Genomic DNA, 14,950 nt, shown 5'->3' on the forward strand with positions numbered 1-14,950 from the left:
ACGAACCTTTTTTAATTATGAATGTTGGTCAAAATGTATTGGTTAGTACTGCGAGTACAGTGATAAACGATATATTCTGACTCAGGTAAGAGAGGCGAGTATCGAGTGTCTAGATACTCGAACTTAATCACAGAAGTTTTGACCAGTTCAGTCACCAACCATCGTCATTCCGTAAAGAGAGGAACGAACTTATACGGAATCTAAGGCGCACACGGTTAGAACTGGATCCCGGATATCTCGTACCTCGATTCCGGGATGACGTGCTTCAACGACTCAAAACTTGTGTGAAACGGTACTCGATACTAGTTTCTCGAAACTCGAAACTCGGTACTAGATACTAGTTTCTCGACACTCACCACGGAGTTTCTTACTTCGTTATTACTTTAAGCTGTACCGGGATGTATTTCTCTACTGATTCGCCTTTCAGCACTTTGTCAGCAGTTTCCACCCCCAGCGCACCAATAAGATCTGGCTGCTGTGCGATAGTTGCGCCCAGAATACCGCGTTTAACGGCTGCGATACCGTCTTCAGTTCCGTCAAAGCCAACGATTAATACGTCTTTACCAGAAGCCTGAACAGCGCGAAGTGCACCCAGTGCCATTTCATCGTTCTGAGCGAATACAGCCTGAACGTCTGGGTTGGCAGCCAGCATGTTTTCCATTACGTTCAGACCTTTAGTTCGGTCGAAATCAGCAGGTTGGCTAGCAAGCAGTTCCATACCGCTGCTTTCAACGGCGTTCATGAAGCCTTTGCCACGCTCACGAGCTGCAGACGTACCGGCAATTCCTTCTAGCTGGATAACACGGGCTTTTTCGCCCACTTTCTCCATGATGAACTTACCGGCCATTTCACCACCTGCAACGTTATCAGAAGCAATGTGGCTTATCACTTCACCACGGTTTGCGCCACGGTCAAGAGTCAGTACCGGAATGTTCGAGCGGTTTGCCATACGAATAGCATTAGATACCGCATCTGAATCGGTAGGGTTAATCAGAATTGCCTTAACGCCGCGAACAGTCAGATCTTCTACGTTAGAAAGCTCTTTGCTCGGGTCGTTTTGAGAATCCAGAACAATCAGGTTGTAGCCCAGCTCTTTTGCTTTCGCTTCAGCGCCTTCTTTCATGGTAACGAAGAATGGGTTATTCAACGTAGAAACAACCATTGCCATCGTGTCTTGTGCAGAAGCAGTCGTGCTGAAAGAAGCCGAAAGAACAGCAGCAGAGATTAGGGTTGCTAACTTTTTCATTCTATATTCCTTATCTATTTCGGGTCAGATATCCGGGCATTCAATACGGGATTGTGTTGATGCCCGGTACACAGAGGGTTAGGGTTTACTTCTTTTTAGTCTCTACCAGTACTGCCAGCAAAATGACTACTGCTTTTGCAATCATCTGGAAGTAAGAAGACACATCTAACAGGTTTAGTGCGTTGTTAAGGAAGCCGATGATCAGAGCACCGATTAAAGTACCCATGATTCGACCTTTGCCCCCGGCAAGGCTGGTACCACCAAGCACGACAGCAGCAATCGCATCCAATTCGTATCCCATACCTGCAGTAGGCTGAGCGGATGAAAGGCGAGAGGTTACTATGATGCCAGCAAGGGCTGCTAACAGACCGCAGATTGCGTAGACGCCAATCTTGACGCGATCTACGTTGATGCCTGATAAGCGAGTTGCCGATTCGTTTCCGCCCAGTGCGTAGATGTAACGACCGAAGCGGGTATGATTGAGCAGGTACCATACAGATGCGAACACGATTACCATCAGCCAGATTGGAACAGGGATACCCATCGCGTAGCCTGTACCGAACCAAGCGAAGCCATCTGCTACGTCTGTAAAGCCCGTTGAAATAGGACGACCGTCGGTGTAAACCATGGTCACACCGCGTAATAAGGTCATGGTTACCAGCGTTGCAATAAACGCTTGAACTTTACCCTTTGCGATGATCACCCCACTGATTGCACCTAAAGCCGCACCAGCAAGCAGGGCCGTTGGTACTGCGACTATTACCGGGATTTCCAGTCCAATCATGGTGGCTGCAAAGGCACCGCAGAGAGCCAGTACTGAGCCTACACTCAAATCAATGCCCGCGGTTAAGATAACCAGCGTCATACCCACTGCGATAATCGCATTCACCGACGTCTGACGGAGAATATTCAAAAGGTTGTCGAGAGTGAAGAAGTTAGGGTTAAGAAAAGAGACCACTACGATCAGCAGGAGCAAAGCGATTAGTGATTTTTGTTCAATTAACCATTCTTTAGTGAAAAGCTTATTGGCGTGTGGAAGATGCTTTTCAGCAGATTGCTTATTCTTGGTCATAGCGTTGTCACTCATGCTGCTACCTCATTGATTTTTTTACCAACAGCACAAGCCATTAGCTTTTCCTGATCGGCATCGGCTGCCATAAATTCGCCACTGATATGGCCTTCGTGCATCACCATAATGCGATCACTCATCCCCAGTACTTCAGGCATTTCAGATGACACTAAAATGATGCTCATGCCATCGGCTTTGAACTGGTTGATCAGCTGGTAAATTTCTTTCTTCGCCCCGACATCGACACCGCGTGTCGGTTCATCAAGAATAAGTACTTTGGGTCTGGTCATCAGGCCTTTGGCGATGGCGACTTTCTGTTGATTACCGCCAGACAAGTTGCCAATGATTTGATCGCGGGTAGGTGTCTTGATATTGAATAGACGGATAAAGTCTTCAACTGCAGTAACTTCATCATAGTGTTTAATCTGTATGCCTTTTGACAGCTGTTCTAACGCACAAAGTGACATGTTTTCTTTCACAGATAGCCCTAAGACAAGCCCATCACCTTTACGGTCTTCAGAAATATAGGCAATACCGTTGGCCAGTCCATCGTGCGGGCTTATCGGATTAACGACTTTGCCATTTAATATGATATCGCCAGAATCACGGTGAAGTGCTCCATAAATAATTTTCATCAACTCTGTTCGGCCAGCCCCCATCAGGCCGGATACACCGAGGATCTCGCCGCGATCAAGCTTGAAGCTCACATTGTGAACACCTGAGCCTGACAGGTTTTTTACTTCCAGGCAGGTTGTGCCATGTGTGACGTCTATACGAGGGTATTGTTCCTCTAAGCGGCGGCCTACCATCATTTCAATCAGCCCGTCCTCATCAATGTCAGCAACCCGGCATTCACCAATGAACTTACCATCTCGAAGCACAGTGATGTCATCGCAGATTTCAAAGATTTCTTTCAGACGATGAGAGATATAAACGATGCCGCAGCCTTCATCGCGCAGCTCGTTGATCACTTTGAACAGTGATTCGGTTTCAGTGTCTGTCAGAGCATCTGTCGGCTCATCCATGATGATGACCTGTGACTTGAACGATAGGGCTTTGGCAATTTCAACCATCTGCTGTTCGCCAAGGCTCAGTTCACCCAGTAACTGGCGTGAGTGGTGGCTCACATTCAGGCGCTGCAGAAGCGCATCGGCTTCACGATACATCTCAGACCATTTGATGCCACCAAACGCATTGGTTTTTTCACGGCCGAGGAAAATATTTTCAGCAATAGTCAGTTCAGGGATCAGGTTTAATTCCTGGTGAATAATACTGATCCCTGCTTCCTGAGAGTGTCGCGGGCCATTGAAATTTACACGCTTACCCTGATAGCGGATTTCACCGGCATCCATGGCATAGATACCCGTTAACGATTTCATCAGGGTGGACTTACCGGCACCATTCTCACCCAGCAAGGCCATGACCTTACCCGGGTAAACATTCAAGCAAGCGTTGTCTAACGCTTTAACGCCAGGGAATGCTTTTTCGATGCCTTTAAGTTCTAAAATTGGCTGGTTCATGTCAGCTCCTTGCGATTATTCCGAAAGTCGAGGGGGTTAAAAAACAACGCCTGACTGGAAAATTACGTTCGCATAGGGCGTGCATTCACCTGTGCGAATTACTGCTTTACTGTCTTGCGTGTGTACTTTAAATGCCTCGTGGCTGACGTAAGAAACGGCGATTTTCTTATTGCATAACGTCTCTTCTTCGCGGATCAGTGCAATCAGCGCTTGGTGTAATTCCGGGCTGACTTGTGCAAACTCTTCTGCAAGTACAACGCCTTCAATTTGCATTTCACCTAAAACAGCTTTGACGGTATCGATAAAAGTAGGAACGCCAGGGATTAATGCGAGATCGATACGTTGTGTCTCATCAGGGATCGGCAATCCAGCATCGCAAATGGTGACTTCATCGGTATGACCCAGAGTCGCGATAACATAGGACAGCTCGGCGTTGATGAGGGCGTTTTTCTTCATGGGTAGCACCTATAATAATTCATGGTGGTGATGCTTTATGAGTGTAGCCAATTGTCGTTATTAATCTCTGAATTGGCTGTTTCATGCCATCGAATCGTTTACGCAAACGTTTCGATGGCTAAAATGTAGTTTGAAAAGTGATGTATTGCACTCTGGATTATCGCAAAGTGTGATTGAGATCGGCCCTGAATATGCCTGGGCCGAATAAATGGAGGGGTGGATCACAATATAAAATCAGCGTGAGACGGTAGTCATACCAATCTCACTACTATTCTGATCATTCAGAACACCACTGGGAGTGAAGTTCAAGGATAGCGATAGAGAGAAGGGTTCTCGTTTGAAATCGCTAGCACATTGTTGCAATAATGACCTGTGTGGAATGAAAGCAGGCATGGATTGTTTCACCAATAGCCAAATTGGTATCTGCCAGAGATGCGTTATCGACTAACGCACACAGTTCATCAACCTCGTTAAGGGCGACGGTGACTTCTGTTGAAGTCTTATCACGACTGATGGCTTTGATTTTGCCTTTTAGCTGGTTGTCGTACGGTAATTCAGAGGACATTTCATTTACGACTACAACGGATGGCCCTTTGATCAGCGCGACGACATCTTTGCCTATTTCAAGCTGCAGCCTTAAGGTACTGCTATGAGTAATTGTCGCTGAAATTTGCTGGTTGTCGTTTAACGCTATAACAATAAGATCATGGAGTTCATGGCGCTCAATATGACTAATGGTGCCAAATAACTGATTGCGGGCACTGGTTTGTAATGAAAATTTGCTCATCACACCAAGCAGGCTATGTAACGGCGCGTTATCATCGTTTAACGCTTTCAGCCCCATATCCTGGATCTTATCCAGCAAATCATACATTTGTATAATGCGCTCACCGAAATGGGTGAGCGATGCACCGCCTCCGCCTTTTCCCCCTTTTTCGCTGGTGACTAAAGGTTCCTTGGAGCGGCAATTCATATCTTTGATCGCATCATAGGCGGCTTTATAACTGATCCCTGCCTGCTTGGCTCCCTGACTTATCGACCCCGTCACCTGAACCGCTTTTAGCAGTGCCACGCGTCGAGGGTTGGCAAACACTTTGCCATTTTCAGAAAGGGTTAAGAGCGCATCAAAGTTCATCATTACAGGGTTTGTACCTTAATTTCATAAAAATAGAGCTAAATCAGAAATATAACGGCTGTTCTGCCGTAAAGTATATCTCAGCAAACGTAAAGAAATTACTTTTTTCAGCCTTCAGACGAGCGATAACTATGCAAAATATTCTTTTTATCTTAAATGAGGCACCCTACGGCTCTGAACGTTCATTCAATGCGTTACGGCTGGCAATCAATTTGAACGAACAAGAACATCAAGAAACCCGGTTGCAGCTATTTTTGATGTCAGATTCGATTAGCTGTGCGTTGGTGAAGCAGACGCCAGCTGAGGGTCATAACATTCAGCAAATGCTGGAAATCCTGCTGGCTCAGGGAGCGGAAGTAAAACTGTGTAAGACCTGTGCGGATGCGCGCGGTTTGTCTATGTTACCTCTGATTGAAGGTGCTGAAATTGGCACATTGGACGATCTCTCATTGTGGACACTGAATGCCGATAAAGTATTGAGTTTTTAGAGCAGTTCCGAAGTTTATTAAGTCTAGAATCTCGTTTCTAGGTCCTAGACTCTCGGTTCTCGCTTTCTGTATTACGCCGAAATATATGATTGATTAAACATTCACGGAAGTGCCCAATAAGTTGCACCTGCAATGTCAATTGATTGTCAGAATATCCCTTGCTTTGAGCCATGAACTACAATAAGGAACTAAAGCACGCTATTCTTTGAAATATAATTATTTTTGAGGTTTCAGCAATGAAAAAAGCAGTAGTCGCAGTGGTTGTTGGTTTAATGCTGGCTGGATGTAACGGCGGTGGTTCTTCTGATGGGGGGGACGGAACCGGTAAATTTTCATTGGCCTTTTCAGATGCCACTGTAGATGGTCTTAAGCAGGTTTGTGTCGCTTTTGATAAAATAACGGTACACCATACCAATGGTGGCGAATTTAGCTGGGGTACCACCTCTTTTGCTGCAGAACAAAGCTCCCCTGAGTGTATTCCTGCGGGTATGTCAATACCTGGTGCTGAGGCTGACAGTCCTGAATTTATGGTGATTAACCTGATGGCTTATCAGGGGAGTGATTCACTGCAGGTACTCAGCGGTGAAGTGATGGAAGCCGGCAAATATACCCAGATGCGATTATCGGTACTGGAAAAGGGGACTTACAGCGACGGCACACCGTATTCTCATGTGGTGACAGACACTGATAATGTTGAGGGAATTAAGGTTCCCAGTGGTGAATTAAAGCTGGATGGCTTTGATGTTACTGCTGATGCAACTCAAGCTTATACCCTGGAGTTTGATCTTCGTAAGAGCATGGTTGAAAACGCCAATGGCTATCAACTGAAACCTCGAGGTGTACGGCTGGTGAACAACGAAGGTGTTGCCTACATTGATGGCACCGTGGGCAGTGAAGCGTGCCTCGGCAACCTTAATGATGCGTTTGTTTATATCTATCCGGCATCAACGCAAGAGTATGGTGATTTAGGTTCTGACTTTGAACCCTTTACATCGGCAGTGGTTGAGGTTGATACCACCTCCGGCGAAGGTCAATTTGAAGTGGGTTATGTCCCGTTAGGTTCTTACGACTTAGCGTTAGTTTGTAATGGTAGCGAAGATGATTCAGAACTAGGCGGCGATCCGCTCAGTATTGTTGATCCAATCATTGCAGATCTTGTACTACCCATTGAAGGCGTCACAGTAGCGTTCTGATTTTCGGGTACTGACAGCTTTAATAAACAAAACCCGCATTCAGCGGGTTTTGTTATTAGTGATAAATGAAATGTGAATTAAGCATGTTGAGAGCTTAACTCGAACTTCTTGATCTTGCGGTACAACGTAGCAATGCCTATTCCTAACTCTTCGGCGACTAACTTACGATTACCTAAGCGATTAATCGCCTCTTCGATGCGAATTTTTTCCATCTCTTCGAGGCTCATAATACTGTCATCAATATTGTGCTGTTCGCTGCGTTTCTCACAAGCTGTACGTTCAAAATAAGGTGGCAGTAAATCTACATCGATCATATCTCCGGCAGGTACAACATTCACCAGGTACTCGATTAAGTTGCTGAGCTCCCGTACATTACCCGGCCAGTTATAGCTATTTAGCCGGGTCATGACATTGGGTGTGATACCCGGATAACCAACACCAATTTTCCGGGTGTGGATATCAAGGAAGTAATGCACCAGTATGTCGACATCTCCCTGACGATCTTTAAGTGGCGGAAGATGAATTGGAATGACATTCAGTCGATAATATAGATCTTCACGGAACTTGTTGGTCGCGATCATTTCAGAAAAATCACGGTTCGTCGCTGAAATTACCCGAATGTCGACGGGAACGGCAATGTTGGAACCAATCGGCATGACTTCGCGTTCTTCAAGAACACGCAGCAGTTTGGCCTGCAACGTCATCGACATGTCGCCAATTTCATCTAAGAACAGAGTGCCTTTATTCGCTGCCTGGATCAGGCCGGTCTTACCTTTATTGGATGCGCCGGTAAAGGCACCTCTAACATAGCCGAACAGTTCACTTTCAAGCAGCTGATCTGGAATTGCGGCGCAGTTGATAGCAACAAAGGGTTTATCGTTGCGATCACTCAGATTATGCACCGCGTGGGCGATGACTTCTTTACCTGTCCCGCTTTCACCGTTAATTAATACACTTGAAGGGCTTGTGGCAATACGACTGATCAATGTTTTTAGTGTCTGCATTTGCTTGCATTCGCCAATGACGCTGCGCAATTGTTGTGACGGTTTGCCAATTTCAAAAGACGTATTGGGCTGGTAGAAAGCCATTAAAAATAGCTGGTGACCGTGAATATCATGGAATTGGCCGACAACCAGCTCCTGACGTTCGCCTAATGAAATAATATGTTGCTGATGGCCTTTTAGTTCATTGTTATGGAAAGACAATGGCTGAATATTGACCGAGATCTGAGCTAATTCGTCGCGGGAAATGTTCAGGTTATTCAAAGCCGGATCGTTGCCGTATTTCACTCGGCTATTGTCATCAAGTACCAGTACGCCCTGATCCATATTTTCAATCAGGCTGGTAAATACTTTACTCAGCCCATTATCGGTGTCTCCTGACTCCAGCACTTTAGAGACGAAAATTTGAGAAATATGCCGGATATAGTCAGAGAATAACTGGACGTTTTCTTTAATCTTTTCTCGTGACTCTTCAGTAAACGCTACCAGACTAATCACACCGATGCATCGGTCTTCGAGCATAATAGGCACGCCTAAAAAGGCGGTTTCACGGCAACTTTCTTTATTGGAGCAGCCATCACATATAGGATCGGTCCGCGACTTGACTACAACTTTTTCCTGATGGGTTTCAAGGATATAGCGGAATATTCTTGAGGTGGTATTCAGTTTTTTTCCAAAAAACTTACTGTAAGGGCCGGTACCAGCGATACGAACTAGATCAGCATCAACCACTTCGGCGTCTAACTGTAAGACAGCTGAAAGCATTTGCGTGAATCGCAGTATCGTTGGCTGTAACTGCATTAATTCAGACTGGTGAAGTGTATTCAACATAGTATAAATCTATTTCTAAATGAAAAGACCGTACTAACTTAATCAACATTAATACTTACATCAACATTAATAGTCATCAGTTTGATGTGCATCAGGATTTTATGGTGGAATTGAGATGTGCGATAGGAATTGATAGGTAGATCACACCCAGATATCAATATGATAAACCGACGTCGAGTCGCTATCATTTTGGTCGCTATCTCTGATAGTCAATGATAGTAATGATTGAGATAAAGAATACGCAGATAAAAACACTGAACACTTCAAGTGCTTGTTTTATAGTGAAAAAATATTTTTTCCATTTTTACTTCTGTAATTGGCATAGTTATTGGATTAAGAGAATCAGACGTCTGTTATGACCCTACAGACTTTTCCAGCCACGGGCTTAATAACGAATTTCTAACCTGATAACAGACTAATAACTGGCTATCGAATTAATAACTGGGAAGAATAAAAATGAAAAGCATCAATGAACTAATCAAGGAAATCAATGAACTAAAGTCAGAACTTCATAATAAAGATTTCCTATTAACCTGGGAACAGAGCCCTGAAGAATTGGAGCGTGTATTAAAAACAGCGCAGGTTTTAAAAGCAATGCGCCAGGAAAATATCGCAACCAACGTCTTCAAAAATGGTCTAGGTATTTCGCTATTCCGCGATAATTCAACCCGTACTCGTTTCTCTTACGCTTCGGCAATTAATATGCTGGGCCTCGCTCAGCAAGATCTTGACGAAGGTAAATCACAAATCGCTCACGGCGAAACCGTGCGTGAAACAGCAAACATGATTTCATTCTGTGCCGATGCCATTGGTATCCGTGATGATATGTATTTAGGTGCCGGTAATGCTTACATGCGTGAAGTCGGTGAAGCGTTAGATGAAGGTGTGAAAGAGGGCGTACTGCCTAATCGTCCGGCATTGGTTAACCTTCAGTGCGATATTGACCACCCAACACAGTCCATGGCTGATCTCGCCTGGTTGGAAGAGCATTTTGGTGACCTCAAGAAGTTGAAGGGCAAGAAAATTGCGATGACTTGGGCCTACTCGCCAAGCTACGGCAAACCACTTTCTGTGCCACAAGGCATTATCGGGCTGATGACTCGCTTTGGTATGGACGTGACGCTTGCGCACCCTGAAGGCTATGATCTTATTCCTGAAGTTGTCGAACAAGCACGCCAAAATGCAGAAGCATCTGGTGGTAGCTTTACTCAGGTTGCTTCAATGGAAGAAGCATTTAAAGATGCTGATATTGTTTATCCAAAATCATGGGCACCTTATCAGGTTATGGAGCGTCGTACCGAGCTACTTCGTGCCAATGACCATGACGGCCTGAAAGCGCTTGAGCAAGAATGTCTGGCTCAGAATGCCAACCACAAAGACTGGCACTGCACTGAAGAAATGATGAAGCACACCAAAGATGGTGAAGCGTTGTACATGCACTGCTTACCTGCTGATATCACAGGTGTTTCTTGTAAAGAAGGAGAAGTCGAAGAATCTGTATTCGAAAAATACCGCATCGCGACTTACAAAGAAGCCAGCTGGAAGCCATATGTGATTGCGGCCATGATCATGAACCGCAAGTACCAGGAACCAGGTGCCGTACTGCAACAGCTGCTTGATGAGTACGAAAAGCGCGTTAAATAACTGTAATTCGCTACAGCACCTATAACAGCTAACCCTTTCGCGGGGTAACAGATCCCAGTTATCCCCGCATTTTCTTTCTATTCACATCAATGAGGTCTGGTCGTGTCTACATTCTCTCTAAAAATGGAGATAGCCGATAACCGCCATTATAACGGTCAGCAATCTTCTCTGTTCACCATTGATGAAGCGGAAAAAGCCCGCGCCTTCCATCAAAAAGTTGAAGGCTACCAACCAACACCGTTGCAATCACTTGACTGCTTAGCCAAAGAAATTGGTGTTGGAAAAATTCTCGTTAAAGATGAAGCATACCGCTTCGATCTCTGCGCATTTAAGATGCTGGGTGGCGCGTATGCCATTGCCCGTCTGCTTTGTGATGAATACCAGCTTGATATCAACACGTTTGATTTTGACAAACTGAAAAACGACATCACAGAAAAAATGACCTTTGCAACAGCAACCGATGGTAACCACGGTCGCGGTGTCGCCTGGGCGGCTAATAAATTAGGTCAGAACGCTGTGGTTTATATGCCTAAAGGCGCGGCGGATGAGCGAGTAAATAATATTCGCGCACTGGGTGCAAAATGCATCGTTACTGATATGAACTACGACGACACTGTACGTTTAGCCATTAAAACGGCAGAAGAGTGCGGTTGGAAAGTGGTGCAGGATACCGCTTGGGAAGGTTATACCAAGATCCCAACTTGGATCATGCAAGGTTACACCACCATGGCGGCAGAAGCGGTAGATCAAATGCAAAGCCAAGGCATTAACCAGCCTACTCATGTCTTCTTGCAAGCCGGTGTCGGTGCCATGGCGGGTGGGGTACTGGGTTATCTCTGCGACAAGTTTGGGGCGGACAACCTGCATTCTGTCGTGGTTGAACCGGATCAGGCTGACTGTATTTACCGTTCTGGTATCAGCGCAGACGGCGGCATGGTCAACGTTGACGGCGATCTTGCCACCATCATGGTTGGTTTAGCGTGTGGCGAACCAAATCCGCTCGGCTGGCCAGTACTACGCGACTGTAGTACCCAGTTTGTCTCCTGCCAGGATAACGTAGCTGCGCTTGGTATGCGTGTTCTCGGCAATCCGTTAGGTTCTGACCCTCGTGTTGTATCCGGTGAATCCGGCGCGGTGGGAGCAGGCTTGCTAGCTGCTATATATTACCATCCGCAGCGCGAAGAACTGATGGCAAAAATGGGGCTGACAAAAGACTCCGTTGTGCTGCTGATCAACACCGAAGGCGACACCGATCCAGTCCATTACCGTGAAGTTGTGTGGGAAGGTAAGCACCCAACAACAGCTTAGTTACTAGCAGAATCCAATAACAATTTGCGAGCTCGGTTTTGTCATCGTGTAAACAGGGCTTCAGGTCTTAAAGACAAAAATATCATGTCGGGTGTGATGACCACCATCCGACCTAAGGAGAATTAAAATGACAATGAACATCCCTTTCAACACTGTCCTAGAAAAAGCCCAAGAATATAAAGCGGATATGAGCCGTTTTCTGCGCGATATGATTGCGATTCCAAGCGAAAGCTGTGACGAAGAAAAAGTAGTACTGCGCATTAAAGAAGAAATGGAAAAAGTGGGTTTCGACAAAGTAGAAATCGACCCAATGGGTAACGTATTGGGCTGGATCGGTCATGGTCCGCATCTTATTGCGATGGATGCACACATCGATACCGTCGGTGTCGGCAACATGGATAACTGGGAATTTGACCCGTATCAGGGCATGGAAGACGATGAAATCATCGGTGGTCGTGGTGCGTCAGATCAGGAAGGCGGCATGGCATCTATGGTCTACGCCGGTAAGATCATCAAAGATCTGGGTCTTGAAGACGAATATACCTTACTGGTAACAGGTACGGTTCAGGAAGAAGACTGCGATGGTCTTTGTTGGCAGTACATCATTGAAGAAAGCAAAATCCGTCCTGAGTTCGTGGTATCAACAGAGCCGACAGATTGCCAAATCTATCGTGGTCAGCGTGGCCGTATGGAAATTCGTGTTGATGTTGCCGGCGTGAGCTGTCACGGCTCTGCACCAGAGCGTGGTGATAACGCTATCTTTAAGATGGGTCCAATTCTTAACCAACTTGAAGGGCTTTCTCATAACCTTAAAGATGACGAATTCCTGGGTAAAGGCACACTAACCGTGTCTGAAATTTTCTTCACCTCACCAAGCCGTTGTGCAGTGGCAGACAGCTGTGCAGTGTCTATTGACCGTCGCTTAACTTGGGGCGAAACATGGGAAGGTGCATTAGACGAAATTCGTGCGTTACCAGCGGTAAAAGAAGCTAACGCAGTTGTTTCTATGTACGAATATAACCGTCCTGCTTACACCGGATTGGTATACCCAACTGAGTGCTACTTCCCGACTTGGTTAATTGATGAAGAGCATGTGGCGACTAAAACGCTGGAAGCATCTTATGAGCTTCTGTTCGACAAGAAACCAACAGTTGATAAGTGGACGTTCTCAACGAACGGCGTTTCTATCATGGGCCGCTACGGCATTCCAGTGATTGGCTTCGGTCCGGGTAAAGAGCCAGAAGCACACGCGCCAAACGAGAAAACATGGAAAGACCACTTGGTGACATGTGCTGCTATGTACGCTGTGATCCCGCAGATGTACCTGAAGCAATTAGATGAAAAGTAATCAGCATTGTTGGTGAGTAGCCGACATTGATACCGACTTCCGTCCCGAGGGTGCCAGCTCGCTCTGCCTGAGAGCTGGCCACATATCCCCCTCGGGATGGCTTTTGTTTTAACCGCAATATCTTTGCTATTCCGTTTAATAACCGAGTTGGAATTTGGCCAGCCAACAGCACACTTTCCTATTTGTTATTAAACGAAATAGTTGCGATTAAACCGCGACATATGTGATTTGATTTTCAAGTATAGATAAAGCGAAGGATAGCGTTATGGTGCAGAGTGATCATTCCCCGATGGATACTGGTAATACTAAGGCCAGCGCTACCTTAATTAAGCATGGCATCGTGGTTGATGCGCATAGCGAAACCAACCAGGAAATTCTTATTGTCGATGGCAAGATTGCTCAAATTGCACCGTCAATAAGTGACTATCCTGCTGAGACGAAGATTATTGATGCTTCTGGTATGTACGTCATGCCAGGTGGTATTGATGTCCATACCCACTTTAATATTGATGTGGGCTTCGCTCGCAGTTGCGATGATTTTTATACTGGCACCCGTTCAGCTGCATGTGGTGGCACTACCATGATCATCGATCATATGGGGTTTGGGCCAAAGGGCTGTAACCTTCACCACCAACTCAATGTCTATAAAGAGAGTGCCAAAGATAAAGCGGTTATTGACTACAGCTTTCATGGCGTCATCCAGCACGTTAATGACGAGATCCTGGAAGAAATGGCCTCCATGGTTGAACAGGAAGGGATCTCCAGCTTTAAGCTCTATCTCACCTATGGTTACAAGCTGGATGACGAATCAGCACTGCGGGCGCTGACCCGATTGAATCAGGTAAACGCCTTAACCACGGTTCACCCGGAAAATGATGCTGCGATAGCACTTCGGCGTACACAGCTGCTTGAAGCCGGTAAAACCGCCCCGAAATACCATGCCATCAGCCGCCCTTTAGAATGCGAAGCAGAAGCCATTGGCAGAATGATCAATCTGGCCCGGCTGGCTGATGACGCACCGCTTTACATCGTTCACTTATCTAACGGCTTAGGTCTGGATTACATTCGTCTAGCTCAGCGTAACGGCCAACCTGTCTGGGCTGAAACCTGCCCGCAATATCTGCTGCTTGATGATAGCTGCTATGAGCAGGAAGATGCGCTGAAATTTATCCTCAGCCCGCCATTACGCCCGAAAGAAGAGTTGGAAAAACTGTGGGCGGGATTAATCGATGGCAGCATTGATACGGTCGCAACCGATCATTGCTCGTTCACTTACCAGACCCAGAAACAGCGTGGTAAAGATAATTTTACCGCTTGCCCGAATGGAATGCCGGGAGTCGAAACCCGAATGCCGCTGTTGTTTTCTGAAGGCGTAATGAAAGGGCGTATCAGCCCAAGCCGTTTTGTTGAACTAACCAGTTATATGCCAGCCAGACTCTTTGGTATCTATCCGCAAAAAGGGTGTCTGGCAGCCGGTTCTGATGCTGATTTAGTGCTGTTTGATCCGAAACAGCAAGTCACCGTCAGCCACGATTTATTGCACGACAATACCGATTATACCCCGTATGAAGCAATGCAAAGCCATGGCTGGCCAGTAATGACCATCAGCTGTGGCGAGGTGGTGTCGTGCAATGGCGAATTTATGGGGAAAGCCGGGAATGGCCGCTTTATTCGCCGTGATCCTTTTCTTCGGCAGAAGCTGGAAGGCTAA

12 protein-coding genes are annotated in these 14,950 nt (G+C 46.1%); 6 read left to right on the forward strand and 6 right to left on the reverse strand.

What is annotated here, in order from left to right; translation table 11 throughout:
• Positions 1–367: 367 nt before the first annotated feature.
• From rbsB to C9I89_RS10605, 5 genes are all read right to left on the reverse strand, one after another.
• A complete protein-coding gene (gene rbsB / locus C9I89_RS10585; protein WP_107283315.1) occupies positions 368–1,246 on the reverse strand; it encodes a ribose ABC transporter substrate-binding protein RbsB in 879 nt (292 codons plus the stop codon).
• Positions 1,247–1,331: 85 nt separating this feature from the next.
• Positions 1,332–2,333: a ribose ABC transporter permease gene (rbsC, locus tag C9I89_RS10590; RefSeq protein WP_107283316.1), complete on the reverse strand. Its 1,002-nt coding sequence runs from the start codon at positions 2,331–2,333 to the stop codon at positions 1,332–1,334.
• Positions 2,330–3,835 (reverse strand): ribose ABC transporter ATP-binding protein RbsA, encoded by a 1,506-nt coding sequence (gene rbsA / locus C9I89_RS10595; RefSeq protein ID WP_107283317.1) that lies wholly within the window; start codon positions 3,833–3,835, stop codon positions 2,330–2,332. The genes rbsC and rbsA overlap by 4 nt, the downstream gene beginning before the upstream one ends.
• Positions 3,836–3,871: 36 nt before the next feature.
• Positions 3,872–4,291, reverse strand: coding sequence for a D-ribose pyranase (gene rbsD, locus C9I89_RS10600; RefSeq protein WP_107283318.1), 420 nt, complete (start codon positions 4,289–4,291; stop codon positions 3,872–3,874).
• 346 nt (positions 4,292–4,637) lie between these two features.
• On the reverse strand, positions 4,638–5,429 hold the full coding sequence (locus C9I89_RS10605) for a TOBE domain-containing protein (RefSeq protein WP_107283319.1): 792 nt from the start codon (positions 5,427–5,429) through the stop codon (positions 4,638–4,640).
• A 128-nt stretch (positions 5,430–5,557) separates the two neighbouring features.
• On the opposite strand from C9I89_RS10605, the gene C9I89_RS10610 reads away from it, so the two are divergent.
• Together C9I89_RS10610 and C9I89_RS10615 are read left to right on the forward strand one after the other, a co-directional pair.
• The gene (locus C9I89_RS10610) at positions 5,558–5,914 is read left to right on the forward strand and encodes a DsrE/DsrF/TusD sulfur relay family protein (protein WP_107283320.1); all 357 of its coding nucleotides are present in this window, start codon (positions 5,558–5,560) and stop codon (positions 5,912–5,914) included.
• Between the two features lie 236 nt (positions 5,915–6,150).
• A complete protein-coding gene (locus C9I89_RS10615; RefSeq protein WP_107283321.1) occupies positions 6,151–7,107 on the forward strand; it encodes a DUF4382 domain-containing protein in 957 nt (318 codons plus the stop codon).
• Positions 7,108–7,184: 77 nt separating this feature from the next.
• Here C9I89_RS10615 and C9I89_RS10620 read toward each other — a convergent pair whose 3' ends face one another.
• On the reverse strand, positions 7,185–8,939 hold the full coding sequence (locus C9I89_RS10620; RefSeq protein ID WP_107283322.1) for a sigma 54-interacting transcriptional regulator: 1,755 nt from the start codon (positions 8,937–8,939) through the stop codon (positions 7,185–7,187).
• A gap of 456 nt (positions 8,940–9,395) precedes the next feature.
• Here C9I89_RS10620 and ygeW point away from each other — a divergent pair, with 456 nt between their 5' ends.
• From ygeW to hydA, 4 genes are all read left to right on the forward strand, one after another.
• On the forward strand, positions 9,396–10,583 hold the full coding sequence (gene ygeW / locus C9I89_RS10625) for a knotted carbamoyltransferase YgeW (protein WP_107283323.1): 1,188 nt from the start codon (positions 9,396–9,398) through the stop codon (positions 10,581–10,583).
• A 102-nt stretch (positions 10,584–10,685) separates the two neighbouring features.
• Positions 10,686–11,891: a diaminopropionate ammonia-lyase gene (dpaL, locus tag C9I89_RS10630; RefSeq protein ID WP_107283324.1), complete on the forward strand. Its 1,206-nt coding sequence runs from the start codon at positions 10,686–10,688 to the stop codon at positions 11,889–11,891.
• A gap of 127 nt (positions 11,892–12,018) precedes the next feature.
• Complete coding sequence (locus tag C9I89_RS10635; RefSeq protein WP_107283325.1) at positions 12,019–13,239, forward strand: YgeY family selenium metabolism-linked hydrolase; 1,221 nt, start codon at positions 12,019–12,021, stop codon at positions 13,237–13,239.
• A 265-nt stretch (positions 13,240–13,504) separates the two neighbouring features.
• A complete protein-coding gene (hydA, locus tag C9I89_RS10640) occupies positions 13,505–14,950 on the forward strand; it encodes a dihydropyrimidinase (RefSeq protein WP_245905469.1) in 1,446 nt (481 codons plus the stop codon).

The organism is Photobacterium lipolyticum, from assembly GCF_003026475.1.
In the GTDB taxonomy this organism is placed as follows: domain Bacteria; phylum Pseudomonadota; class Gammaproteobacteria; order Enterobacterales; family Vibrionaceae; genus Photobacterium; species Photobacterium lipolyticum.